General features: G+C 61.2%; 19 protein-coding genes and 1 tRNA gene. 2 read left to right on the top strand and 18 right to left on the bottom strand.

What is annotated here, in order from left to right; all coding sequences use genetic code 11:
- Positions 1–4 precede the first annotated feature (4 nt).
- Positions 5–328, bottom strand: coding sequence for a HepT-like ribonuclease domain-containing protein (locus PIN31009_RS27430; protein WP_217426855.1), 324 nt, complete (start codon positions 326–328; stop codon positions 5–7).
- Positions 325–615, bottom strand: coding sequence for a nucleotidyltransferase family protein (locus PIN31009_RS27425; RefSeq protein WP_150686717.1), 291 nt, complete (start codon positions 613–615; stop codon positions 325–327). The genes PIN31009_RS27430 and PIN31009_RS27425 overlap by 4 nt, the downstream gene beginning before the upstream one ends.
- Positions 616–942: 327 nt before the next feature.
- On the opposite strand from PIN31009_RS27425, the gene PIN31009_RS27420 reads away from it, so the two are divergent.
- A complete protein-coding gene (locus PIN31009_RS27420; protein ID WP_150792127.1) occupies positions 943–1,770 on the top strand; it encodes a hypothetical protein in 828 nt (275 codons plus the stop codon).
- 89 nt (positions 1,771–1,859) lie between these two features.
- Here PIN31009_RS27420 and PIN31009_RS27415 read toward each other — a convergent pair whose 3' ends face one another.
- From PIN31009_RS27415 to hpaH, 6 genes are all read right to left on the bottom strand, one after another.
- On the bottom strand, positions 1,860–2,849 hold the full coding sequence (locus PIN31009_RS27415) for a 2-dehydropantoate 2-reductase (RefSeq protein WP_150792126.1): 990 nt from the start codon (positions 2,847–2,849) through the stop codon (positions 1,860–1,862).
- A gap of 80 nt (positions 2,850–2,929) precedes the next feature.
- Positions 2,930–3,877 (bottom strand): fumarylacetoacetate hydrolase family protein, encoded by a 948-nt coding sequence (locus PIN31009_RS27410; RefSeq protein ID WP_150792125.1) that lies wholly within the window; start codon positions 3,875–3,877, stop codon positions 2,930–2,932.
- Positions 3,878–3,889: 12 nt separating this feature from the next.
- A complete protein-coding gene (locus PIN31009_RS27405; protein ID WP_150792124.1) occupies positions 3,890–4,783 on the bottom strand; it encodes a DODA-type extradiol aromatic ring-opening family dioxygenase in 894 nt (297 codons plus the stop codon).
- Between the two features lie 59 nt (positions 4,784–4,842).
- Positions 4,843–6,318 carry an aldehyde dehydrogenase family protein gene (locus tag PIN31009_RS27400; protein ID WP_150792123.1) on the bottom strand — a complete coding sequence of 492 codons (1,476 nt, stop codon included), beginning with the start codon at positions 6,316–6,318 and terminating at the stop codon, positions 4,843–4,845.
- A 31-nt stretch (positions 6,319–6,349) separates the two neighbouring features.
- On the bottom strand, positions 6,350–7,126 hold the full coding sequence (gene hpaI, locus PIN31009_RS27395) for a 4-hydroxy-2-oxoheptanedioate aldolase (protein WP_150792122.1): 777 nt from the start codon (positions 7,124–7,126) through the stop codon (positions 6,350–6,352).
- Between the two features lie 29 nt (positions 7,127–7,155).
- The gene (gene hpaH / locus PIN31009_RS27390) at positions 7,156–7,959 is read right to left on the bottom strand and encodes a 2-oxo-hept-4-ene-1,7-dioate hydratase (RefSeq protein WP_150792121.1); all 804 of its coding nucleotides are present in this window, start codon (positions 7,957–7,959) and stop codon (positions 7,156–7,158) included.
- 554 nt (positions 7,960–8,513) lie between these two features.
- Between hpaH and PIN31009_RS27385 the strand changes: the two genes are divergently transcribed.
- The gene (locus PIN31009_RS27385; RefSeq protein WP_246185901.1) at positions 8,514–10,718 is read left to right on the top strand and encodes a TonB-dependent receptor family protein; all 2,205 of its coding nucleotides are present in this window, start codon (positions 8,514–8,516) and stop codon (positions 10,716–10,718) included.
- A 144-nt stretch (positions 10,719–10,862) separates the two neighbouring features.
- Here PIN31009_RS27385 and rpoC read toward each other — a convergent pair whose 3' ends face one another.
- From rpoC to PIN31009_RS27335, 10 genes are all read right to left on the bottom strand, one after another.
- Positions 10,863–15,086, bottom strand: a complete 4,224-nt coding sequence (gene rpoC, locus PIN31009_RS27380) for a DNA-directed RNA polymerase subunit beta' (RefSeq protein ID WP_150686709.1) — start codon at positions 15,084–15,086, stop codon at positions 10,863–10,865.
- Between the two features lie 27 nt (positions 15,087–15,113).
- Positions 15,114–19,220, bottom strand: a complete 4,107-nt coding sequence (gene rpoB / locus PIN31009_RS27375) for a DNA-directed RNA polymerase subunit beta (RefSeq protein ID WP_058376407.1) — start codon at positions 19,218–19,220, stop codon at positions 15,114–15,116.
- Between the two features lie 450 nt (positions 19,221–19,670).
- Positions 19,671–20,048 (bottom strand): 50S ribosomal protein L7/L12, encoded by a 378-nt coding sequence (rplL, locus tag PIN31009_RS27370; protein ID WP_058376408.1) that lies wholly within the window; start codon positions 20,046–20,048, stop codon positions 19,671–19,673.
- A 60-nt stretch (positions 20,049–20,108) separates the two neighbouring features.
- Positions 20,109–20,606, bottom strand: a complete 498-nt coding sequence (gene rplJ, locus PIN31009_RS27365; protein WP_150686708.1) for a 50S ribosomal protein L10 — start codon at positions 20,604–20,606, stop codon at positions 20,109–20,111.
- Positions 20,607–20,949: 343 nt separating this feature from the next.
- Positions 20,950–21,645, bottom strand: a complete 696-nt coding sequence (gene rplA, locus PIN31009_RS27360; RefSeq protein WP_150686707.1) for a 50S ribosomal protein L1 — start codon at positions 21,643–21,645, stop codon at positions 20,950–20,952.
- Positions 21,645–22,076 carry a 50S ribosomal protein L11 gene (rplK, locus tag PIN31009_RS27355; RefSeq protein WP_058376411.1) on the bottom strand — a complete coding sequence of 144 codons (432 nt, stop codon included), beginning with the start codon at positions 22,074–22,076 and terminating at the stop codon, positions 21,645–21,647. The genes rplA and rplK overlap by 1 nt, the downstream gene beginning before the upstream one ends.
- 143 nt (positions 22,077–22,219) lie before the next feature.
- Positions 22,220–22,777: a transcription termination/antitermination protein NusG gene (gene nusG / locus PIN31009_RS27350; RefSeq protein ID WP_058376412.1), complete on the bottom strand. Its 558-nt coding sequence runs from the start codon at positions 22,775–22,777 to the stop codon at positions 22,220–22,222.
- Between the two features lies 1 nt (position 22,778).
- Positions 22,779–23,159, bottom strand: a complete 381-nt coding sequence (secE, locus tag PIN31009_RS27345; RefSeq protein WP_058376413.1) for a preprotein translocase subunit SecE — start codon at positions 23,157–23,159, stop codon at positions 22,779–22,781.
- 22 nt (positions 23,160–23,181) lie between these two features.
- A tRNA-Trp gene (locus PIN31009_RS27340) sits at positions 23,182–23,257 on the bottom strand.
- Positions 23,258–23,322: 65 nt separating this feature from the next.
- A partial coding sequence (locus PIN31009_RS27335) for an EF-Tu C-terminal domain-related protein (protein WP_455657243.1) occupies positions 23,323–23,399 on the bottom strand: 77 nt, incomplete at its 5' end.

Genomic DNA, 23,399 nt, shown 5'->3' with positions numbered 1-23,399 from the left:
TCGTTCAGTCGGTCGAGGAGATCCGGCAACGCGAGATAGTGTCCCAGACCATGTCGAGATTGATTTCGAAGTAGCCGTGAGCGATGCGATTGCGCATGCCGCGCATCGCTCGCCACGGCACCTCTGAATGCGCTTGGGAGAAGTCAGCGTAGCGGTCCATGATCTTGGTAGCCGCTTCGCCGATGATTATCAGACTCATCACCACAGCTTGCTGCGTGCGCTTGTCCTGAAGAAAGTCTTCCTTTGACAAACCGTCGACAAAGTCGCAGGCATCGGTTGCTGCCAGCCGCATATGGTCGAGATAGTCGGGTAGACGTGTCTCACTCATACAGGACGAGCCTCAGCGAGTACCTGTGCCCGAAATTTCAATGGGAGATCTGCTGGCGTCAGCACATCGACGTGCACGCCCAGCATCGACTCCAATTCATCCTGCAAGCCGCCGAGATCGAAGAGTGTCGTGCCGGGCAAAGCATCCACCAGAAGATCGAGATCGCTGTCGTCGCGATCCGTTCCCCGCAGCACCGATCCGAACACTCGCGGATTTACGGTGTGATAACGCTCAGCCGCCTCGCGGACTGCGGCGCGCTTCAGTTGCAGCACCATGGATGGTCGCATGACGCACCTCGACAAAGATGACTCGACAGCCGTCAATATAACCCATGCCCGCACGCGGCTTCATCGCTGCTGCCGCTATCGGATTCGCCGCCCTGAGCCGGATTTACCGGCATACCGGGGTGCGGTAACACGACCCAGATTCGCTAATGCCAACGACCGAGGCCATTTCATACGGAATGGCCTCAGTTTTTTCCCGCCCTTGAAGTGACATTTCACAGATCGCCGGGTGAATCGACATCCCGTCAGCGCCCCGTCGCAAAGTCAATGCAACCTGCGATCAGGGCATCGAATTCGCGGGTTTCCTCGAAACGATCTGGAGCGTATGCAATGTCCGATTCAATGAATTATGCGCAGCTTAAATTTGTCGCCCTTGTCAGAGATTTCTCGCAGTTAACGGGGAAGAATATCCCCGTCAACAGAGGGGGGCACGGCGCACAGCATCTTGGAGACGCCGGGATGAAAGATTTGGCGGACGTGGTCGAGGGCCTCCGATCGTTTCAGACGCGGCACCCCGGGTTCAGTGAGATTCCCAACGACTCCATCCCGATCAACTCCGTCGCGCACGGGCTGGAGATCGTCAACCAAATCGACAATCACAATCTCTCGCCCGAGTACGCACGTATGGACAAGGATGAGCTGCACGCGGCCATCGACTCGTTCATGCACGCTAGCGCAGGCATGGAGCTCTTCCCGAAACGAGACGCTTTCGTCGATCAGAACGGACGTCAGGTAAGCATCGATTACGGCATTCGCTTCGACCACGGCAACATGACGCTAAGCGTGAGCTCGAATCTTCTGGAAGGCGGCAAGATCGTTCAAAGTCGGGCATATGCCGACGCAGACCTGCCCAAGGACCTGAAGCCCGCGGATCTCGAAAACAAGGTGTTCGCGGAATTCAAATTTGTCCCGGCCGGGAAGCCAGCAGAAATCGTCGAGCCACTGATGGCAGCCGCACGTAGCTCGCAATGGTGTGATGTGCTGGCTGCGCCGCAGGTCATGCCTCGCGCCGCCGGGCACACGCCGGTCACCGCAAAGCTCGATGCACTGCTGCAATCGATGGGCGCCTTCACACCGGAGAATCGTGGCATCGACCAGACCCTGACACGATTCACGCTGGCGCCAATGGCATCGATGTCGCTCGCCATAACGCGTTAAGGTCTTCACGGCGGACTCGGCAACGCAGTCCGCCGCTTTCATGCGGGTCGATGGTGCGCAGACTTACTGCGCACACTTACTGCGCACACTTACTGCGGATACAACCCGCGCACCCGCCCAAACAAACGCGCCAACCCGAGCAACGAATCGATATTCGGCGTCGCCACCGAAAGCGTCTGTCCCATCTCGCGCACCACGCTCACCAGTGCGTCGAGTTCAATCGGCCTGCCGGCTTCCACATCCTGCAACATCGACGTCTTGAACGCACCGAGCTTCGCCGTCACCGCGTGACGGTCTTCCGGCGACTGCTCGATCACGCAACCAATCTTCCCGCCAATCGTCGCCGCTTCGGCCATCGCCGCCGAGCAGAACGCACGCACGAGCGGATCGTCGAGCACGCGGTCGATGGTCGCGCCGGTGATCGCGGACACCGGGTTCATCGTCAGGTTGCCCCACAGCTTGTACCAAATGTCCTGCCGGACGTTCTCCGAGGCTTTCACCTCGAAGCCCGCACGCTCGAGCAGTCCGGCCAGCCTCTGTACACGTTCGCTGGTACCGCCACCCGGCTCACCGATGATCAACCCGCGTCCCATCTTGTGATCGACCAGCCCCGGCTCCGGGGTGGCTGCGCTTGCGTGCACCACACAGCCCAACACGTTCGCCAACGGGATCGCTGCGCCGATGGCGCCACCCGGGTCGACACTCGTCAACGGTTCGTCGCCGAACGGCGCCACGCCCTTGCAGAACCACCACGGCACGCCGTTCATCGCCGGCAGCACGATCGTGTCCGGCCCGATCAGCGGCCCGATGGAGGCCGCCACTTGGGTGAGCGCCGGCCCTTTGACCGCGATCACCACCAGATCCTGCACGCCCAGTTTCTCCGCGTCTTCCAGCGGATGCGCTGCGGCCACCGGTGCTGCCGAGAGCGACTCGCCCTGCTTCACGCGCCAGCCGCGCTCACGCAGCGCCGCCAGCGTCGCGCCGCGCGCCAATGCGCTGACCCGCGCTTCGCCCGTCGCCGCCAGCTTCGTGCCGATCAACCCGCCAATGGCGCCCGCGCCAATGATCGTTACCTTCATTCGTCTGCTCCGTACCAAGAATTGCCGCGACATGCCGGCATGACCGGGACATCTTCGGATGCCGCCACCGCGTACGTCAACTACGCCTTATTTGCCGCGCGTCGATAGTTTTCTTTGAAATGCTCCGGCACACGTTCGTCGAAGCCCAGCGCAACGCGGCGCACCTCGGGGCTATCGGTCGGCGCATGTCCCACGCCGAGCGCCGCCGCACGGGGCGCTTCGATGCCGACCACCCTGCCCGACAGCCGGCCCAATCCGGTGATCTCGCACTCGACCAGATCGCCCGCATCGACCGAGCGCGAATGGCACGGCGTGCCCATCAGGATCACGTCGCCGGGCATCAGCGTGATGTGACGCGCAATGTCGGCGATCATGTAATGCGGCCCCCAGATCGTCTCATCGCCGATGTGCGCCTCCTGCACGACCAGTCCGTTGCGATACGTGCGCAATGTCTGCTCGAACAGATTCACGCCACGCACGATGCCGGGGCCGATCGGCAGCAGCGTATCCGCGCCCTTCACACGCAACATCGATCCCTGATCGGTATCGCGAAAGTCCTGCAAGCCCATATCGAGCGCCGGACAAAAGCCTTCGATGTAATCCCACGCTTCGTCGGGCAATATGTTGCGGCACGTCCGGCTGATCACCACCGCATACTCGCTCTCGTAGTTCAGATACTTGCAATCGGCAGGCTTGAGAATCTGCCCGCCGTGGCCGTTGAGCGAGGTCGGCGGCTTGGTGAAATACGTCGGCGTATCGGTCGGCTTCGGCTTGTTGCGCGTTTCCATGCTGCGCGAGCGATACGAGATATGCACAGCGATGATCTTCGACGGGTCGACGGGCGGCAGATGCGCCACCGTTTGCGGATCGACCACACGGCCGTCGTCGAGTCGCAACTGACCACGCAGCGAACCGTCTTCGATCATCGTGCCCCAGAACGCACTGCCGCCCAGCAGAATGCGCCGGCGTTCAACACGCGGGCCACGCATGACTTCGGGGAGGGCTTTCAGCGGAAATTCGAAATCCATCGTGTCACTCCCTCAGGCCTGACGCGCGGTGCGGCTCGCACTGTCGTCGCCGTCGAACCAGATATGCACGTTACCGGTGCCGCGCGCGTTCTCGTAATCGGAGAGCACCACGCCCTTGCTGCGGCATGCCGCGCCGCCCAGCGCACCGACCATTTGCAGATAGTGCGCGCCGTGAGCTTCCCACGGGCGCTTGCGATAGTCGCTGTCCCAATCCGCCAGAATCTGGTCGTGACGCCCCTCGCGAAACGCTTCGATCGCGCGCTTGTCGCTCTCGATGTTCTCCGGCCGCGACACATTGCTCTCGTGAAAAATGCGCGGATGCGTCGGCGTCCAGTCGATACCGTTGAACTTGTGACTCAGCGCACCGGACGCCAGCATCACCACCCGCAAATCGCTGCGGCGAATCGCCTCGCCGATCACTTCCCCCGATTGCAGGAAATGCTCCGTCTCGCAGTTTTGGCACGAACTCACGGTCACGATCGGCCACGCATCGAGCCGCATCTGCTTGATGACGTTGATCGTCGGGTAGTGGCGCGGCAGATCGGGATGCTGCACGGCCCGCGCCCGCACACGCTTCTCACGCGCCACGGCTTCCACGGCGAGCGCGAGTTCGGGATGACCGCGATAGTCATACGGCACACCGTGCAAATACCACGGCATCTCGTCGGAGACGTACATGCCGGAATAACGCGCGCCGCCGTCGATCAGGTGATAGCCGGTCGTGAACCAGTGCGAATCGAAAATCAGCACGACGTCCGGCTTCGCCGCCGCGATTCGCTCGCGCACGCGCGTGTACCCGGCGATCAAATCCGAATCCGCGCCTGCGCCCTGCAAGACGCGAAATTCTTCACACTGCATCAAACCGGGATGGTGCGACACCAATGCCGCGCCGACGATCTGTCCCATGGTGTTCTCCTCAATCTCTCTTGTTTTTTCACTGAATGCGGCAATGCCATCAGCGATGATCAGCGATGGCTGAAGCTCGCCTTGAACGGCTGTTTCGGCACGACGACATCCTTCACGTCGCAGAAGAATTCGAAGCTCCACTCGCCGCCTTCGCGGCCCACGCCCGAGCGCTTGATCCCGCCGAACGGTGCCGCGAGATCGCGAATGCCGAAGCTATTGACCCAGATGAAGCCGGTACGCACGCGCTGCGCGATGGCAATGGCATGCGCCTCGTCGCCGTAGCAGACGCCGCCCAGTCCGAAGTCGGTGCCGTTGGCCATTTCGATGACGTCATCGTCGCTTCGGAACGTCTGCAACGTGAGCACCGGCCCGAAGACTTCCTGTTGCACGATCTCGTCGCGCTGACGCAAGTCGGTGAGCAGCGTCGGCGCGAAATACTGCGCACCGAACGGATGACGCTTGCCACCCCACAGCACACGCGCCCCGCCCGCGACGGCACGCTCGACAAAACCTTCCACACGCTCCAGTTGGCGCGGATGAATGATCGGGCCGACTTCCGTCGCCGCCTCACGCGGGTCGCCCACGACGAGGCTTTCGACCAGCGTGCGCAGCGTCTCGGTGAAACGTTGCGCGACGTCGGCATGCACGAGCAGTCGCGTACCCGCGAGACACACTTGCCCGGCGTTGCGATACATCAGCGCGGCCGTGGCAGCGGCGGCGTCCAGATCGGCGTCGGCGAGCACGATGAAGGCCGACTTGCCGCCGAGTTCGAGACTGCACGGCACCAGATTCGCGGCGGCCGTTTTGGCGATCCATTTCGCCGTCGTGACCGAGCCCGTGAACGAGATTCGCGCGAGGCGCGAGTCGCTCACCAGCGCCGCCCCGGTCACCGCCCCCGAGCCCTGCAACAGGTTGAATACGCCGGGCGGCAACCCCGCTTCTTCCGCACAATCGGCCAGCAGCGACGACGTGAGCGGTGCCCACTCGGGCGCCTTGAGTACCACGGTGTTGCCGGACGCGAGCGCCGGACCGATCTTCCACGTCGCCAGCATCAGCGGCGAATTCCACGGCGTGATGATGGCCACCACACCGGCCGGGTCGTGCCGCACCAGATGGCGCGCCTGCGGTGTCTCGATCACGCGGTCCTGCAACGTCAGTGCATGCTCGGCAAACCAAGTGATGTTTTGCATCGCGCGTGGCACCACGCCGTGGGCCATGCGCGAGCGCAACACGCCCGCATCGTGGCTCTCCAGCGTGGCGAACGCTTCGGCGCGCCGCCCGATTGCGTCGGCAAAGCGTTGCAGATACGGCTGGCGTGCGGCTGCGCCCAGCGCCGCCCACGCGGGGAACGCCTGCGCGGCCGAGGTGACGGCGGCGTCCACGTGCGCGAGATTGCCGCTGGCGATATGGCCGAGCAGCGTCTGATCGATGGGGGAAACGCATTCGAACGTATCCGGCGACGCCACGCGTCGGCCGTCGATGAAATGGTCTGGCGACACCGGAATACCGGCGACGTCAAAACGGGAAGCGCTCATGCGATGCCTCGTTGGGGGAAAGTGGGGGAATTCAATCTGCCGGGCCGGTAAACTTCGCGGCGAGCGCACGGCTCGCGTTGGCGAGCAGCGACGTGTCGATGCCGACGGCGATGAAGGTCACGCCGAGGTCGAGGTAATGGCGCGCCAGCGCCTCGTCGACGCACAGGATGCCGGCCGGTTTACCGGCGGCGCGAATGCGCGCGATGCCGTCTTCGATGGCCTTGCGCACGTCCGGATGGGTCGCCTGCCCGAGATAACCCATCGACGCGGCCAGATCCGCCGGGCCGATAAACACCCCGTCGACGCCGTCGACCGACGCGATGGCATCCACCTGCGCGAGCGCCTCGGCGGTTTCCACCTGCACCAGCAGACACGCGGTGTCGTTCGCCGCATGCAGATAGTCGTCATAGCGATTCCAGCGCGACGAGCGGGCGAGCCCACTGCCGACACCGCGCGTGCCCTGCGGCGGATAGCGCATGGCACTGACCAGCGCCGCCGCCATGTCTGCGGATTCGACCATCGGCACGAGCAACGTCGTCGCGCCGATTTCGAGCACCTGCTTGATGAGCACCGCATCGCCATGCGGCAAACGCACGACTGGATGCGACGGATAAGGCGCGACCGCCTGAAGGGCGGCGAGCGTCGAGCGCAGATCGTTAGGCGCGTGCTCGCCGTCGATCACGATCCAGTCGAAGCCGCTGCCGGCGCACAGCTCGGCGGCGTACGGCGTGGCGAGTCCCATCCACAGGCCGATCTGGCGCTGCCGGTTGGCGAGCGCCTGCTTGAATGCATTCGGGGGCGTTTTCATGAGGTCGGTTCCGAAGTTCGGGGAGTCGGTCAGACGAAGCGCACACCGATCGCCCCCAAGGGGCCGTAATCGGCATGAAAGACATCGCCCGCCTTGCAGGCGACCGGTCGCGTGAACGACCCGGCGAGCACGATCTCGCCCGCCTGTAAGCCTTCGTCGAAGGCACCCAACTTGTTGGCGAGCCACGCGACACCATTGCCCGGGTGATTCAGCACTGCGGCGCTCAGGCCCGACTCTTCGATCACGCCATTGCGGTAGAGCAGCGCCCCCGTCCAGCGCAGATCGATGGCATCCGGTTTGACCGGGCGCCCGCCCAGCACGATGGCGGCATTGGCCGCGTTGTCGGCAATGGTGTCGAACACTTTGCGCGGTGCCTGCGTGTCGCGGTCGAACAGCTCGATGCGGCCATCGATCAGCTCAAGCGCGGGCGTGACCCATGCCGTGGCGTCCAGCACATCGAACAGCGTGACGCCGGGGCCCTTGAGCGGTTTGGCCAGAATGAACGCCAGCTCCACTTCGAGGCGCGGCACGATGAAACGCCCCGCTTCCAGCGTTGCGCCGTCGGCGACGAGCATGTCGTCGAGCAGCGTGCCGTGGTCGGGTTCGGTGATTTGCGCGGCCACCTGCATCGCGCGCGAGGTCAGCCCGATCTTGTGACCGATCACCCGCCGGCCTTCGGCGTATTTCAGCGCGAGCCACGCTTGCTGAATCGCGTAGCTGTCGGCGATGGTCATGTCGGGGTAGCGGCGCGAGAACTGCGTGACCGGCGTGCGGCTGCGCTCGGCGTCGTGCAATTCGCGGGCAAGGGCTTGATGAATCGACGCATCCAGCATCTCGTTTGTCTCCGTAGCGCCGCCGCTCGCTCGGACGCTCGGGCGCTTGGGGCGCGTAGAGCGCGATGTGGGGCAGCGCGGTTCTTGTCTCGATGCGCTCTATTCTTGCGGCTCGGCGCCTACGGAACAATCAATCGATTTTGGGCGATTAGTAAGTAAAACTGGATAATCGTCGGCCGGCCCTCAGGCACCTCTCTGCCCCCCTATTTCCGGTCCGAAAGACCCTACTGTCGCAATCCAGCCACAGCCTCAACTACCCGTTGAAATTCACGAACGGCATTCGGTTTCTCCGGCTTCTTCCCGCATTTCTTCGTTTTTATAGTCCTTTTCCGAGCAATGTGTCCGTTTTTGCGTATCGCTATGCGCACCACGGCCGCGCACCCGCAAATACCGATTCTCGATCAGCAATACCCATTAAAAATGAGAGTGATTTGCATTTATAATCCGCGACGTTTTATTACAACGCATTACTCATAACAACGACCGCGCCCGGGGGCTCGCCAAGAGCGAAGGCCGCGCTCGCCATACTCACGAAGTCTCGAAGGTCAGCAAAGATGAAGATGTCCGAACGTCGCCGCGCGTCAGCGCCGGCCACTTTCAGCGCCGCCGCCCTGTTGCCGGCAGCCCGCCTCCCCCGTGCCACCGCCTGTGCCGCCGCCCTGTTGATGGCCACGCTCGGCGTCGCCCATGCCCAGCAGGCCAGCGATTCGGTCAGCAATTCGGCCAACAACGCCGCCGCCACGCGCGCCGCCGACGAGGCGAAGGCCGACGTCGAACTCGGTGCGGTCAACGTTTCGGGCGACTGGCTCGGTACGGGGCTCGATAACAGTGCGAAGACCTTCCCGGGCGCACGCACGGTCGTGAAGAAAGACCAGATCGACGCCTCGGGTGCGGCGAGCATCGGCGACGTGCTGCGCCGCGTGCCGGGGGTGCAAGCCACTGACAACTCCAGCTCCGCCGGCAGCGCCATCTCGCTGAACATCGGCGTGCGCGGTCTTGCGGGCCGTTTCAGCCCGCGCTCGACGGTGCTGCTCGACGGCATTCCGCTCGCGGTGGCGCCCTATGGCCAGCCGCAGTTGTCGTTCGCCCCGGTCAGTCTCTTCAACATCGAGAGCATCGACGTTGTGCGTAGCGGCGGAGCCGTGCGCTACGGCCCGCAAAACGTGGGCGGCGTGATCAACTTCAAGACGCGCTCGATTCCGAATACGCCGGGCCTGACCGGCGACGCCACGGTGCGTCAGAACATCTACACCACCGGGGGCGGCGCCAATACCCAATACGGCCTGTTCCTAGGTACCCAGATGGACAACGGGCTGGGCCTCGCGTTGCTCTACTCGGGCATGGTCGGTCGCGACTGGCGCACGGGCAGCAACGAGAACGTGAACGACCTCGCGTTGAAGTGGCGCTACGACATCACGCCGAGCCAGCAGGTCTACGGTAAGGTCTCGTATTACGACGCCAAGTCGATGACGCCGGGCGGCCTGACCGCCGCGCAATACAACGCCGATCCGTTCCAGAACACGCGTCCGAACGACTACTGGAGCGGCAATCGCACCGGCCTCGACTTCGGCTACCTGAACACGATCTCGGAGACGCAGGAATTCGAGCTCCGCACGTTCTTCAACGAAAGCTACCGTCAAAGCTCGCTGACCAATCTGTCGGTGCTGCCGCTCGTGACCATTCACCAGCCGCGCAACTATCAGACGTTCGGCATCGAGCCGCGCTACACGCAACGCCTGTTCCTCGGCCCGACGGCGCATGACGTTACGGTCGGCTATCGCTTCGTGCGCGAGCGCGGCGACGACAACAACTTCAGCACGACCCTGTCCAACGGCAAGAACTCGGCGACCACCACGTTCTACAACTACACCACGGCGAACGCGTTCTATATCGACGACCGTATGGCGTGGGGCAACTGGCGTCTGACGCCGGGCGTGCGTTACGAAATGATCGCTTCGCAACGCGTCGACAAGGCCTCGGGCAACACCTTCCGTACCGACAACAACAAGCCGCTGCCGTCGGTGAACCTGTCGTATCTGGTGAACAGCGCATGGACGATCTTCGCGGACTACAGCACGTCGTTCGGGCCGGTGCAGAACACGCAGCTGAACTCGATGTCGGCGACGAACCCGCTTCAGCCGGAAGTCGCGCGCACGTATGAAATCGGCACGCGCTGGACGGACAACCGCTGGCGCGCCGAGTTGACGGCGTTCAAGATGAAGTTCGACAACCAGATTCTGCAAGTGCCGAACGTCAGCCCGGCGACCTTCCAGAACATCGGGGCGACGAATCACGACGGTATCGAAACCGCGCTCGATTACACCTTCGACCGCGACAGCGTGCTGCGCGGCCTGAACCTGTACGCGAACTTCACCTACGTGCGTGCGATCCAGAAGTCGGGCACGACGGCCGGCCTCGATGTGCCGTTCTACTCCCGCTTTACCGACACGCTCGGCGCGCGCTACGCGATCGGTCAGTGGACCCTCAACGTCTCGACCACGCACCAAAGCTCGCAGTACTCGGACTTGGCGAACACCGAAGCGCAATCGGCCGACGGCACCAACGGCAAGGTGCCGGGTTACCGTGTGTGGAATCTGCAAGCGATGTACAAGCTGCCGTTCTACAAGAACGCCGATGTCACCGTGGGCGTGAACAACGTCTTCGACAAGCGCTTCTACACGCGTAACACCGATCAGAACGGCGGCATCATGGTCGGCGCCCCGCGCATGGTCTACGTGCAGGGCCACTTCGGGTTCTGATCATGACGGCGTAGTCGTCACGTAGCAAAAAACCGCAGGCAAAAAAAAACGGCACCCCGCAAAGGGTGCCGTTTTTCACATCGACTGCTGTCGCGACAAAGTCTGCGGTGACAGCGCCGGCTTTCGCCAGCGCTGCCTGCCACCTTACTCTGCCGTCGGCTCTTCCACCGATGCGGGCATCGGGGCAAACGCCTCTTCCAGAGCGATCTGGTCGTGACGCTCGCGATCCGACGTTTCGCGGGCCTTGCGGGCCTTGTGATACGCCAGACCCGTACCTGCCGGGATCAGACGGCCGACGATGACGTTTTCCTTCAGGCCACGCAGGTCGTCCTTCTTGCCCATGATGGCGGCTTCGGTCAACACGCGCGTCGTTTCCTGGAACGATGCGGCCGAGATGAACGAGTCCGTCGACAGCGACGCCTTCGTAATACCCAGCAACACGTTCTCGTACTGCGCCGGACGCTTGTCCAAAGCGTTCATGGCGTCGTTCTCGTCGAGCATGTCCGAGCGTTCGACCTGTTCGCCGGTGATGAAGCGCGTATCGCCCGAATCGACGATCTGCACACGACGCAGCATCTGGCGAACGATCACCTCGATGTGCTTGTCGTTGATCTTCACACCCTGCAAACGGTACACGTCCTGAACTTCGTCGACGATGTAACGTGCCAGTGCCTCGATACCCTGCAAGCGCAGAATGTCGTGCGGATCGGCCGGGCCGTCCACGATCATTTCGCCCTTGTTCACCACCTGACCGTCGTGCACCAGCACCTGCTTTTCCTTCGGAATCAGGAACTCGTGCTGGTTGCCGTCCAGATCGGTAATGACCAGACGCTGCTTGCCCTTGGTGTCCTTACCGAACGACGTCGTACCCGTGACTTCGGCCAGAATGCCGGCGTCCTTCGGTGCACGTGCTTCGAACAGTTCGGCCACACGCGGCAGACCCCCGGTAATGTCGCGGGTCTTTTGCGCTTCGGTCGGGATACGTGCGAGCACTTCACCCACCGGCACTTGCTGACCGTCCTTGATGGTGATCAGTGCGCCCACCTGGAAGCCGATCGTCACAGCGTGATCGGTACCCGGGATCTTCACTTCCACACCATTCTCGTCGAGCAGCTTGACCTGCGGACGCACGTTCTTCGACGCCGGACCACGACGCTTCGGATCGATCACGACCAGCGTGGACAGACCCGTCACATCGTCGATCTGCTTGGCAACCGTGACACCTTCCTCGACATTCTCGAAGCGGGCGAAACCGCCGTGTTCGGTAATGATCGGGCGCGTCAGCGGATCCCACGTACCGAGTTGCACACCGGCCTTGACCTGTGCGCCATCCAGTTGCAGCAGCGTCGCGCCGTACGGCACTTTGTGACGCTCGCGCTCGCGACCGTGATCGTCCGTGATCAGGATTTCACCCGAACGCGAAATCACGATCTGCTCGCCGCGGCCGTTCGTCACGTAACGCATCGTTGCCGTGAAGCGAACCGTACCGTTCGACTTGGCTTCGATCGACGAGGCCACTGCCGCACGCGATGCCGCACCACCGATGTGGAACGTACGCATCGTCAGCTGCGTGCCCGGCTCACCGATCGACTGTGCTGCGATCACGCCGACGGCTTCGCCGACGTTCACACGCGAACCGCGACCCAGGTCACGGCCATAGCACAGTGCGCACAGACCGTAACGCGTATCGCAGGTCAGCGGCGTGCGCACGCGCACTTCGTCGATACCCAGCGATTCGATCGTTTCGACAACGTCTTCGTCCAGCAGCGTGCCGGCCTCGTACACCGTCTCTTGCGTTTCCGGATTCACAACATCCGACACGGCCACGCGACCCAGAATACGGTCACGCAGGGCTTCGACCACTTCACCGCCCTCGACCAGCGCCTTCATTGCCACGCCGTTGCTCGTGCCGCAATCGTCTTCGACCACGACCAGATCCTGCGTCACGTCCACCAGACGACGCGTCAGGTAACCCGAGTTAGCCGTCTTCAGTGCCGTATCCGCCAGACCCTTACGTGCACCGTGGGTCGAGATGAAGTACTGCAACACGTTCAGGCCTTCGCGGAAGTTCGCGGTAATCGGCGTCTCGATAATCGAGCCGTCCGGCTTGGCCATCAGGCCACGCATACCGGCGAGCTGACGAATCTGAGCGCTCGAACCGCGAGCACCCGAGTCGGCCATCATGTAAATCGAGTTGAACGATTCCTGACGCACGGTCTTGCCATCGCGATCGACCGTTTCTTCCGTCGAGAGCTGTTCCATCATGGCCTTGCCCACGGCGTCGCCGGTTGCACCCCAGATGTCCACGACGTTGTTGTAACGCTCTTGCGCCGTGACCAGACCCGACATGTACTGACGGTCGTATTCCTTGACCTTCTTCGACGCTTCGCCGATCAGCTCTTCCTTCTTCGTCGGCACGAGCATGTCGTCGACGCAGATCGAGATACCGGCACGCGTTGCGAGCTTGAAGCCCGACTGCATCAGCTTGTCGACGAAGATCACCGTCTCGCGCAGACCGCAACGGCGGAACGCCGTGTTGATCAGCTTCGAGATTTCCTTCTTCTTGAGCGACTTGTTCAGCACCGAGAACGGCAGGCCCGGCGGCAGAATTTCGGACAAGATCGCGCGGCCGACAGTCGTCGGGTACAGCGTGATCTTCGGCACGAACTTCGGCGCACCTTCCGAGGTGTCCTCGTTGTGAACCATCTCGGTGATACGCACGTTCACGCGCGAAGCCAGTTCGACTTCCTTGTTGTCGTACGCACGCAGCACTTCCGAGACGTCGGCAAACGAAATGCCTTCGCCGCGGCCGTTGATCTTGTCACGCGTCGCGTAGTACAGACCCAGCACGATATCCTGCGACGGCACGATCGACGGATCGCCGTTAGCCGGGAACAACACGTTGTTCGAGGCCAGCATCAGGGTACGCGCTTCCATCTGCGCTTCGAGCGACAGCGGCACGTGAACGGCCATCTGGTCACCGTCGAAGTCGGCGTTGAACGCCGCGCAAACCAGCGGGTGAAGCTGAATTGCCTTGCCTTCGATCAGCACCGGCTCAAACGCCTGAATACCCAGGCGGTGCAGCGTCGGTGCGCGGTTCAGCATGATCGGGTGCTCGCGGATCACCTCTTCCAAGATGTCCCACACCACGGCCGTCTGGTTCTCGACTTCCTTCTTCGCGGCCTTGATCGTCGTGGCCACGCCCATCACTTCCAGCTTGTGGAAAATGAACGGCTTGAAGAGTTCGAGCGCCATCAGCTTCGGCAGACCGCACTGATGCAGCTTGAGCGTCGGGCCCACGGTAATCACCGAACGGCCCGAGTAGTCGACGCGCTTACCGAGCAAGTTCTGACGGAAACGACCGCTCTTGCCCTTGATCATGTCGGCCAGCGACTTGAGCGGACGCTTGTTAGCACCCGTCATGGCCTTACCGCGACGGCCGTTATCGAGCAGCGAATCCACCGACTCTTGCAGCATGCGCTTTTCGTTGCGCACGATGATGTCCGGTGCCTTCAGCTCGAGCAGACGCTTCAGACGGTTGTTACGGTTGATGACGCGGCGATACAGATCGTTCAGGTCCGAGGTCGCGAAGCGGCCACCGTCGAGCGGCACCAGCGGGCGCAGTTCGGGCGGCAGCACCGGCAGCACTTCGAGCACCATCCACTCGGGCTTGATGCCCGAACGCTGGAATGCCTCGAGCACTTTCAGGCGCTTGGCGTACTTCTTGATCTTGGCTTCCGAGCCCGTGGCTTGCAGCTCGGCGCGCAGACGCTCGACTTCCGAATCGATGTCGATCGCGCGCAGCAGCTCACGCACGCCTTCCGCGCCCATCTCGGCACGGAATTCGTCGCCGTATTCCTCGACCTTGTTGTAGTAATCCTCTTCGGTCATGATCTGCCGCGCTTTGAGCGGCGTCATGCCCGCTTCGATCACCACGTAGGCTTCGAAGTACAACACGCGTTCGATGTCGCGCAGCGTCATGTCGAGCACCATGCCCAGACGCGACGGCAGCGACTTCAGGAACCAGATGTGAGCGACCGGCGAGGCCAGCTCGATGTGGCCCATGCGTTCGCGACGCACCTTTGCGAGCGTGACTTCCACGCCGCACTTCTCGCAGATCACGCCACGGTGCTTCAGGCGCTTGTACTTACCGCAAAGGCATTCGTAATCCTTGATCGGACCGAAGATCTTTGCGCAGAACAGACCATCACGCTCGGGCTTGAACGTCCGATAGTTGATCGTTTCCGGCTTCTTGACTTCACCGAACGACCACGAGCGGATCTTGTCCGGCGAAGCCAGACCGATCTTGATCGCGTCGAACTGTTCGTCCTGCTGGACTTGCTTGAATAGATCGAGCAAAGCTTTCATTGCTTTCTCCTATTTGCCTGAACGCGATTAACCGCGCTCCAGGTCGATATCGATACCGAGCGAACGGATTTCCTTGACCAGCACGTTGAACGATTCCGGCATGCCGGCATCGATCACGTGATCGCCCTTGACGAGGTTTTCGTACACCTTCGTACGACCGTTCACGTCATCCGACTTCACCGTCAGCATTTCTTGCAGCACGTACGATGCGCCGTAAGCTTCCAGTGCCCACACTTCCATTTCACCGAAACGCTGACCACCGAACTGGGCCTTACCGCCCAACGGCTGCTGCGTCACCAGCGAGTACGGACCGGTCGAACGCGCGTGCATCTTGTCGTCGACCAAGTGGTGCAGCTTCAGCATGTGCATGAAGCCGCAAGTAACCGGACGCTCAAACGCTTCGCCGGTACGGCCGTCGTGCAGCGTGACCTGGTTCTTCGACGGCGTCATGCCGAGGCCCTTCGCAATGTGATCCGGGAAAGCCAGATCCAGCATGCGGCGGATTTCCTCTTCATGCGCACCATCGAACACCGGCGTTGCGAACGGCACGCCGTTCTGCAAGTTGCGCGCCAGCGACATGATCTCGTCGTCCGACAGGCTGTCGATATCTTCTTGCTGACCGCTCTCGTTGTAGATCTTCGTCAGGAACTTGCGAACTTCCTGGACCTTGGTGTGCGCTTGCAGCATTTCGCCGATGCGCCAACCCAGACCCTTCGCTGCCCAGCCGAGGTGCGATTCGAGAATCTGACCCACGTTCATCCGCGACGGCACGCCGAGCGGGTTGAGCACGATGTCTGCCGGACGGCCATCGGCCATGTACGGCATATCTTCGATCGGCACGATCTTCGAGACCACACCCTTGTTACCGTGACGGCCGGCCATCTTGTCGCCAGGCTGGAGACGGCGCTTCACGGCCAGGTACACCTTGACCATCTTCAACACGCCCGGCGGCAGTTCGTCGCCTTGCGTGAGCTTCTTGCGCTTCTCTTCGAAGGCCAGATCGAACTGGTGACGCTTCTGCTCGATCGATTCCTTGATCTGTTCGAGCTGTTGCGCGCCTTCGTCTTCGGCCAGACGGATGTCGAACCAGTGGTAGCGGTCCAGATCGGCCAGGTATTCCTTGGTGATCTTGGTGCCCTTGACGAGCTTCTTCGGGCCGCCATTGGCCGACTTGCCCACCAGGAAACGCTCCAGACGCTGGAATGCATCGCCTTCCACGATACGCAGCTGGTCGTTCAGGTCCAGACGGTAGCCCTTCAGTTCATCGTCGATGATCTGTTGAGCGCGCTTGTCGCGCTGGATACCTTCACGCGTGAACACCTGCACGTCGATGACGGTGCCGCTCATGCCCGAGGGCACGCGCAGCGAGGTGTCCTTCACGTCCGAAGCCTTCTCGCCGAAGATCGCGCGCAGCAGCTTTTCTTCCGGCGTGAGCTGGGTTTCGCCCTTCGGCGTGACCTTGCCCACCATCACGTCACCGGCTTCGACTTCCGCGCCGATGTACACGATGCCCGACTCGTCCAGACGGCTCAGTTGCACTTCCGCCAGGTTCGAGATGTCGCGCGTGATTTCCTCAGGTCCGAGCTTCGTGTCGCGAGCGACCACGTTCAGCTCTTCGATGTGGATCGACGTGTAACGGTCTTCCGCAACGACACGCTCCGAGATCAGGATCGAATCCTCGAAGTTGTAGCCGTTCCACGGCATGAACGCGATCAGCATGTTCTGACCCAGCGCCAATTCGCCCAGATCGGTCGACGCGCCGTCGGCGATCACATCGCCGCGCGCCACCTTGTCGCCCACTTCTACGATCGGGCGCTGGTTGATGTTGGTGTTCTGGTTCGAACGCGTGTACTTGATCAGGTTGTAGATGTCGACGCCCACTTCACCGGCCAGCGCTTCGTCATCGTTCGCACGAATCACCACACGGCCTGCGTCGACGTAGTCCACCACGCCGCCACGGAAGGCTTGCACCGTCGTACCCGAGTCAACTGCCACGGTACGTTCGATACCCGTACCCACGACCGCTTTTTCCGGACGCAGGCAAGGCACGGCCTGGCGCTGCATGTTCGAGCCCATCAATGCGCGGTTCGCGTCATCGTGTTCAAGGAACGGAATCAGCGAGGCAGCGACCGAGACGATCTGCGACGGGGCCACGTCCATGTACTGGATGCGGTCCGGCGTGACCATCAGCGTTTCGCCGGCTTCACGCGACGACACGAGTTCGTCGGTGAGCGAGCCGTCGGCGCCGATCGACGCGTTCGCCTGAGCGATCACGTAACGGCCTTCTTCAATGGCCGACAGGTAGTCGATCTGGTCGGTGACCTTGCCGTCTTCCACCTTGCGGTACGGCGTCTCGAGGAAGCCGTATTCGTTCAGGCGGGCGTACAGTGCCAGCGAGTTGATCAGACCAATGTTCGGACCTTCCGGCGTTTCAATCGGGCACACGCGACCGTAGTGAGTCGGGTGCACGTCGCGCACTTCGAAGCCGGCACGCTCACGCGTCAGACCGCCCGGGCCCAGTGCGGAAACACGACGCTTGTGCGTGATTTCCGACAGCGGGTTGGTTTGGTCCATAAACTGCGACAGCTGCGACGAACCGAAGAACTCGCGAATGGCCGACGAGATCGGCTTGCTGTTGATCAGGTCGTGCGGCATCAGGTTTTCCGACTCGGCCTGACCCAGACGTTCCTTCACAGCACGCTCGACACGCACCAGACCGGCACGGAACTGGTTCTCGGCGAGTTCGCCGACGCAACGCACACGACGGTTACCCAAGTGGTCGATATCGTCCACTTCGCCGCGGCCGTTACGCAGATCCACCAGGATCTTGATCGTCGCGAGGATGTCGTCGTCTTCCAGCGTCATCGGGCCGAGCACGTCATCACGGCCGACACGACGGTTGAACTTCATACGACCCACCTTCGACAGGTCGTACGCTTCTTCGCTGTAGAACAGACGGTTGAACAGGGCCTCGACCGCATCTTCGGTCGGCGGCTCACCCGGGCGCATCATGCGGTAGATCGCGATACGCGCGGCCGTACGGTCGGCGGTTTCGTCGATACGCAGCGTGGCCGAGATGTACGGACCTTGGTCCAGATCGTTCGTGTAGAGCGTCTGGATATCCGACACACCCGACTCGCGCAGCTTGAGCAGCACGCTTTCGGTGATTTCGTCGTTGGCGTTAGCGATCACTTCGCCGGTATCGGCGTCGATCACGTTCTTTGCCAGCACGCGGCCGAGCAGGTAGTCTTCCGGCACCGAGATGAACTTGGTGTTGGCGTTTTCCAGATCACGGATGTGCTTGGCGTTGACGCGCTTGTCCTTCTGGACAATGACCTTGCCTTCGCGATCGGTGATGTCGAAACGCGCCACTTCACCACGCAGACGCTCCGGCACGAACTCCATCTGCGCGCCTTCCGGCATCAGCTTGAAGTTGTCGAACACGAAGAAGTTCGCGAGGATCTGTTCCGGCGTCAGGCCAATGGCCTTGAGCAGGATCGTGACCGGCATCTTGCGACGGCGGTCGACGCGGAAGTACAGGATGTCCTTCGGATCGAATTCGAAGTCCAGCCACGAGCCGCGGTAGGGGATGATACGTGCAGAGAACAGCAACTTGCCCGAGCTGTGCGTCTTGCCCTTGTCGTGTTCGAAGAACACGCCCGGCGAACGGTGCAGCTGCGAGACGATGACACGCTCCGTGCCATTGATGACGAAGGAACCCGTGGACGTCATGAGCGGAATTTCGCCCATGTACACTTCCTGTTCCTTGACTTCCTTGACGACGGGCTTGTTCGGCGATTCCTTATCCAGGATCACCAGACGAACTTTGGCGCGCAGAGCCGAGCAAAAAGTCAGGCCGCGCTGTTGACATTCCTTGACATCGAACGCGGGAGTACCGAGCAAATAGCTGACGAACTCAAGGCGTGCGAACCCGTTGTGAGAAACGATCGGGAAAATGGAGGAGAAGGCCGCTTGCAGACCCTCCGGTTTCCGCTCCGATGCAAGCGCTTCGGCCTGCAAGAACGATGTGTACGAGGCGAGCTGGGTAGCCAGCAAAAACGGCACCTTGTGCACGTTCGGACGCTTCGCAAAACTCTTGCGAATGCGTTTCTTCTCGGTGAAGGAATAGTGCATTACGATCTCCGAATCACTACGGTGACGACGACGGCAGGCATCGCCAACGGGTGTTCATCGACTGAGACCAGACGTCCTCCACGGCGGGCTTGCCATGGAGCAACGAGCTTGGTGGTTGGCCGCTACCAACCGCTGGCTGACGGCGACGGATGCCTGTGTTGCCCGTCGCCCGACCAAACTTGCCTTCTGCAGTCGCTTCAGAAGACAAAGAGAAGAACCGCCCTGACCTTCACGGCGCGATCTTTTCTTTGGCCTCTCTCAGTGTGTAACGCGCGTTTCAAACGCCACGATTCACACAGCCATCACTAAAACCTGTTTGACTTCAACCACTTGGCGCTTTTCTGCGCCGGCTTTCGAATACCGCACACAGGATGTGGGTTTTGCAACGCCTGAAAGCACAAAAAGGCTGACGACTTTTCGTCGCCAGCCTTCCCTACGCGCGGAGTCGAATTACTTAACTTCGACCTTGGCGCCGGCTTCTTCCAGCTTCTTCTTGGCTTCTTCAGCAGCAGCCTTGTCGACGCCTTCCTTGACAGCCTTCGGAGCACCGTCAACCACATCCTTGGCTTCCTTCAAGCCCAGGCCGGTCAGTTCGCGCACGGCCTTGATGACGCCGACCTTGTTTGCGCCGACTTCCGTCAGGATGACGTTGAATTCGGTTTGCTCTTCAGCAGCAGCAGCAGCACCGCCTGCGCCAGCCGGGCCAGCGACCGACAGAGCAGCTGCCGACACGCCGAACTTTTCTTCGAACGCCTTAACCAGGTCGTTCAGTTCCATAACCGACATCGAGCCAACGGCTTCGATGATGTCTTCTTTAGTGATTGCCATTTGTAAAACTCCTAGATTGTGTTCGGACCGAAGTCAGCGATCGTGTAACCGGGACGAGAATTAAGCAGCTTCCGCTTGCTTCTTCTCGGCCACGGCAGCCAGGACGCGAGCAAAGCCGGAAACCGGCGCTTGCATGACACCCAGCAACTTCGCGAGCAGTTCGTCGCGGCTCGGGATCGACGCCAGCGCTTGCACGCCAGCCTTGTCCATCACCTTGCCGTCGTACGAGCCGGCCTTCAAGATCAACTTGTCGTTGCCCTTCGAAAAGTCGTTCAAGACTTTCGCAGCGGCTACGGGATCCGTCGAGATACCGTAGATCAGAGGACCGGTCATCTGTTCAGCCAGGCCAGCAAAGGCAGTGTTTTCCACTGCACGGCGTGCCAGCGTGTTCTTCAGAACGCGCAGGTAGACGCCTTGCTGACGCGCGGTAGCGCGAAGCTTCGTCAGATCGCCAACCGTGATTCCGCGATATTCAGCCACAACGATGGTCGAAGCACCGGCGACTTGCGCCGAAACTTCTGCCACGACGGCTTTCTTATCATCAAGATTAAGTGCCACGGTTAACCTCCAAAATTGACATCACCTCATGGTGATGCCGTTCCACTAACGGCTTACCGACATGTCTGGAGTTTCTATCACCGCGCCGGTTGCCCATGCGCCATGATGTGACTGCATACTTGTTCGGGTTCGCCATCTGCGTTGGCTGGCGTATTAAGGGAGTGTCAGTGAATGCCCATTCCCGCCAACGGTCTTTGATAACCGAAAGCGTTTTCCGAGGAACCCGCTTTCGCCCAAAGTCTTTTGCTGCTGGCTATCGATCTCTAGGATCTAAAGCCATCCCAGGGGACGCCATCACCCTGCGATTGCGATACTTTTCAGTGCCGCTCGCCGCGTCTGGCGCTTAGGCCGACAGCGTCGTCTGGTCCACACGCACGCCAACGCCCATCGTGCTCGACAGGGCGATCTTGCGCAGGTAGACACCCTTGCTCGAGGCCGGCTTGGCCTTCGTCAGGGCTTCCAGGAGTGCCGACAGGTTCTGTTGCAGCGAAGCTGCTTCGAACGATGCGCGACCGATCGTGGCGTGGATGATGCCGCCCTTGTCGACGCGGAATTGCACCTGACCTGCCTTGGCGTTCTTCACAGCCGTAGCAACGTCCGGGGTCACCGTGCCAACCTTCGGGTTCGGCATCAGGCCGCGCGGGCCGAGGATCTGACCCAGCGTACCGACAACGCGCATCGTGTCCGGCGAAGCGATCACGATGTCGAAGTCCATCTTGCCGGCCTTGATTTGCTCAGCCAGGTCTTCCATACCGACGATTTCAGCGCCGGCAGCCTTAGCTTGCTCAGCCTTTTCGCCTTGGGCGAAAACGGCAACGCGAACCGACTTACCGGTACCTGCCGGCAGGACGACCGAACCACGGACCACTTGGTCCGACTTCTTTGCATCCACGCCCAGTTGAACGGCGACGTCGATCGACTCGTCGAACTTGGCGCTTGCGCATTCCTTGACCAGAGCCAGAGCGTCGCCGACCGGGTACAGCTTGTTGCGGTCGACCTTGGCGGCCAATGCTTGTTGACGCTTAGAGATCTTAGCCATTACAGACCCTCCACCGTGATGCCCATCGAACGTGCGCTGCCAGCGATGGTGCGAACCGCGGCGTCCAGATCGGCAGCGGTAAGGTCAGGCATCTTGGTCTTCGCGATTTCTTCCGCTTGTGCGCGGGTGATCTTGCCCACCTTATCGGTGTGCGGCTTGGCCGAGCCCTTGTCGAGCTTGGCAGCCTTCTTGATCAGCACGGTTGCCGGCGGGGTCTTCAGAACGAACGTGAAGCTCTTGTCCGCGAAGGCGGTGATCACCACCGGCGTCGGCAGACCCGGTTCGAGGCCCTGCGTCTGGGCGTTGAACGCCTTGCAGAACTCCATGATGTTCAGGCCGCGTTGACCCAGTGCCGGGCCCACGGGGGGCGACGGGTTGGCTTTACCTGCAGGAATCTGCAGCTTGATAAAGCCGATGATTTTCTTTGCCATGGTTTACTCCGGAACGAATATGTGGCGCATATTCGGGGTTGAGTCATAGCGCGCGTTCACCAAAAAACGGGCTACTGACGCTCCTCGGCGACGACTGTCACCAACGCAAAAACGCGCCGGACATTGCCCGGCGCATCTTATTCTTAGATCTTTTCGACTTGTCCGAACTCCAGTTCTACCGGAGTTGCCCGTCCAAAAATGGTGACGGAAACACGTAGGCGGGACTTTTCGTAGTTCACTTCTTCGACCGAGCCGTTGAAGTCCGTGAAAGGACCATCCTTGACTCGAACAAACTCGCCCACTTCGAACAACGTCTTGGGACGCGGCTTTTCCACCCCGTCCTTGATTTGAGACATGATCTTGTCGACCTCGGCCTGACGAATCGGCGTCGGACGGTTGCCCGTGCCGCCGACGAAGCCGGTGACCTTGGCGGTGTTTTTCACCAAGTGCCACGTCTCATCCGTCATTTCCATCTCGCACAGCACATAGCCGGGGAAGAAACGACGTTCGGTGACCGATTTCTGGCCACCCTTGGTTTCTACAACTTCTTCGGTCGGGACCAAGATCTCGCCGAAATAATCTTCCATACCTGCGCGCGCAATGCGCTCGCGAAGCGCCTTGGCTACGCTCTTTTCCATGCCGGAATACGCATGAACGACGTACCAGCGCTTCTTACTCGGTGCAGCCCCGGTATCAGACATATCACTTCCAGCCAAGAATTAAAGAGAACACCGCCCATTCAATCGTCTTGTCGCTGATCCAGAGATACAGCGCCATAACGATGACGAACGCGAAGACAATCGCGGTCGTTTGAGCGGCCTCTTTACGGGTCGGCCAAACGACCTTACCCACTTCCCGATACGCATCCTTAGCAAAGGCCATGAAGCCCTTACCGGTTTGCGATGCCAATCCAACACCTGCGGCAATGGCCAGAACGACGACAATGGCAGCAACGCGCACATACAGTGCTTGTTGTTCCAAGGCGTAGAACGCCACGACACCAGCAACCACCAGCAGTGCGGCCAGAGCCAACAGCAGCTTGTCGCCAGTCGTACGTACAGTTTCTACGGGAGAATTCGCCATTTCCAGCTTGCAGACAGTTGTTTGGCAGGGGCAGAGGGAATCGAACCCCCAACCTTCGGTTTTGGAGACCGACGCTCTGCCAGTTGAGCTATACCCCTAAAACAGCAGCGGGGCCAGCCGCCAAAAGCTGACCCCCGTAAGCGCGGACCTTTAAAGGACCGGCTTAGGCAACGATCGTAGCAACCACGCCGGCGCCGACGGTACGGCCACCTTCGCGGATTGCGAAACGCAGACCTTCGG

It is taken from the genome of Pandoraea iniqua (genome assembly GCF_902459685.1).
GTDB classification, from domain to species: domain Bacteria; phylum Pseudomonadota; class Gammaproteobacteria; order Burkholderiales; family Burkholderiaceae; genus Pandoraea; species Pandoraea iniqua.
This window is presented reverse-complemented; position numbering and strand designations above follow the sequence as displayed.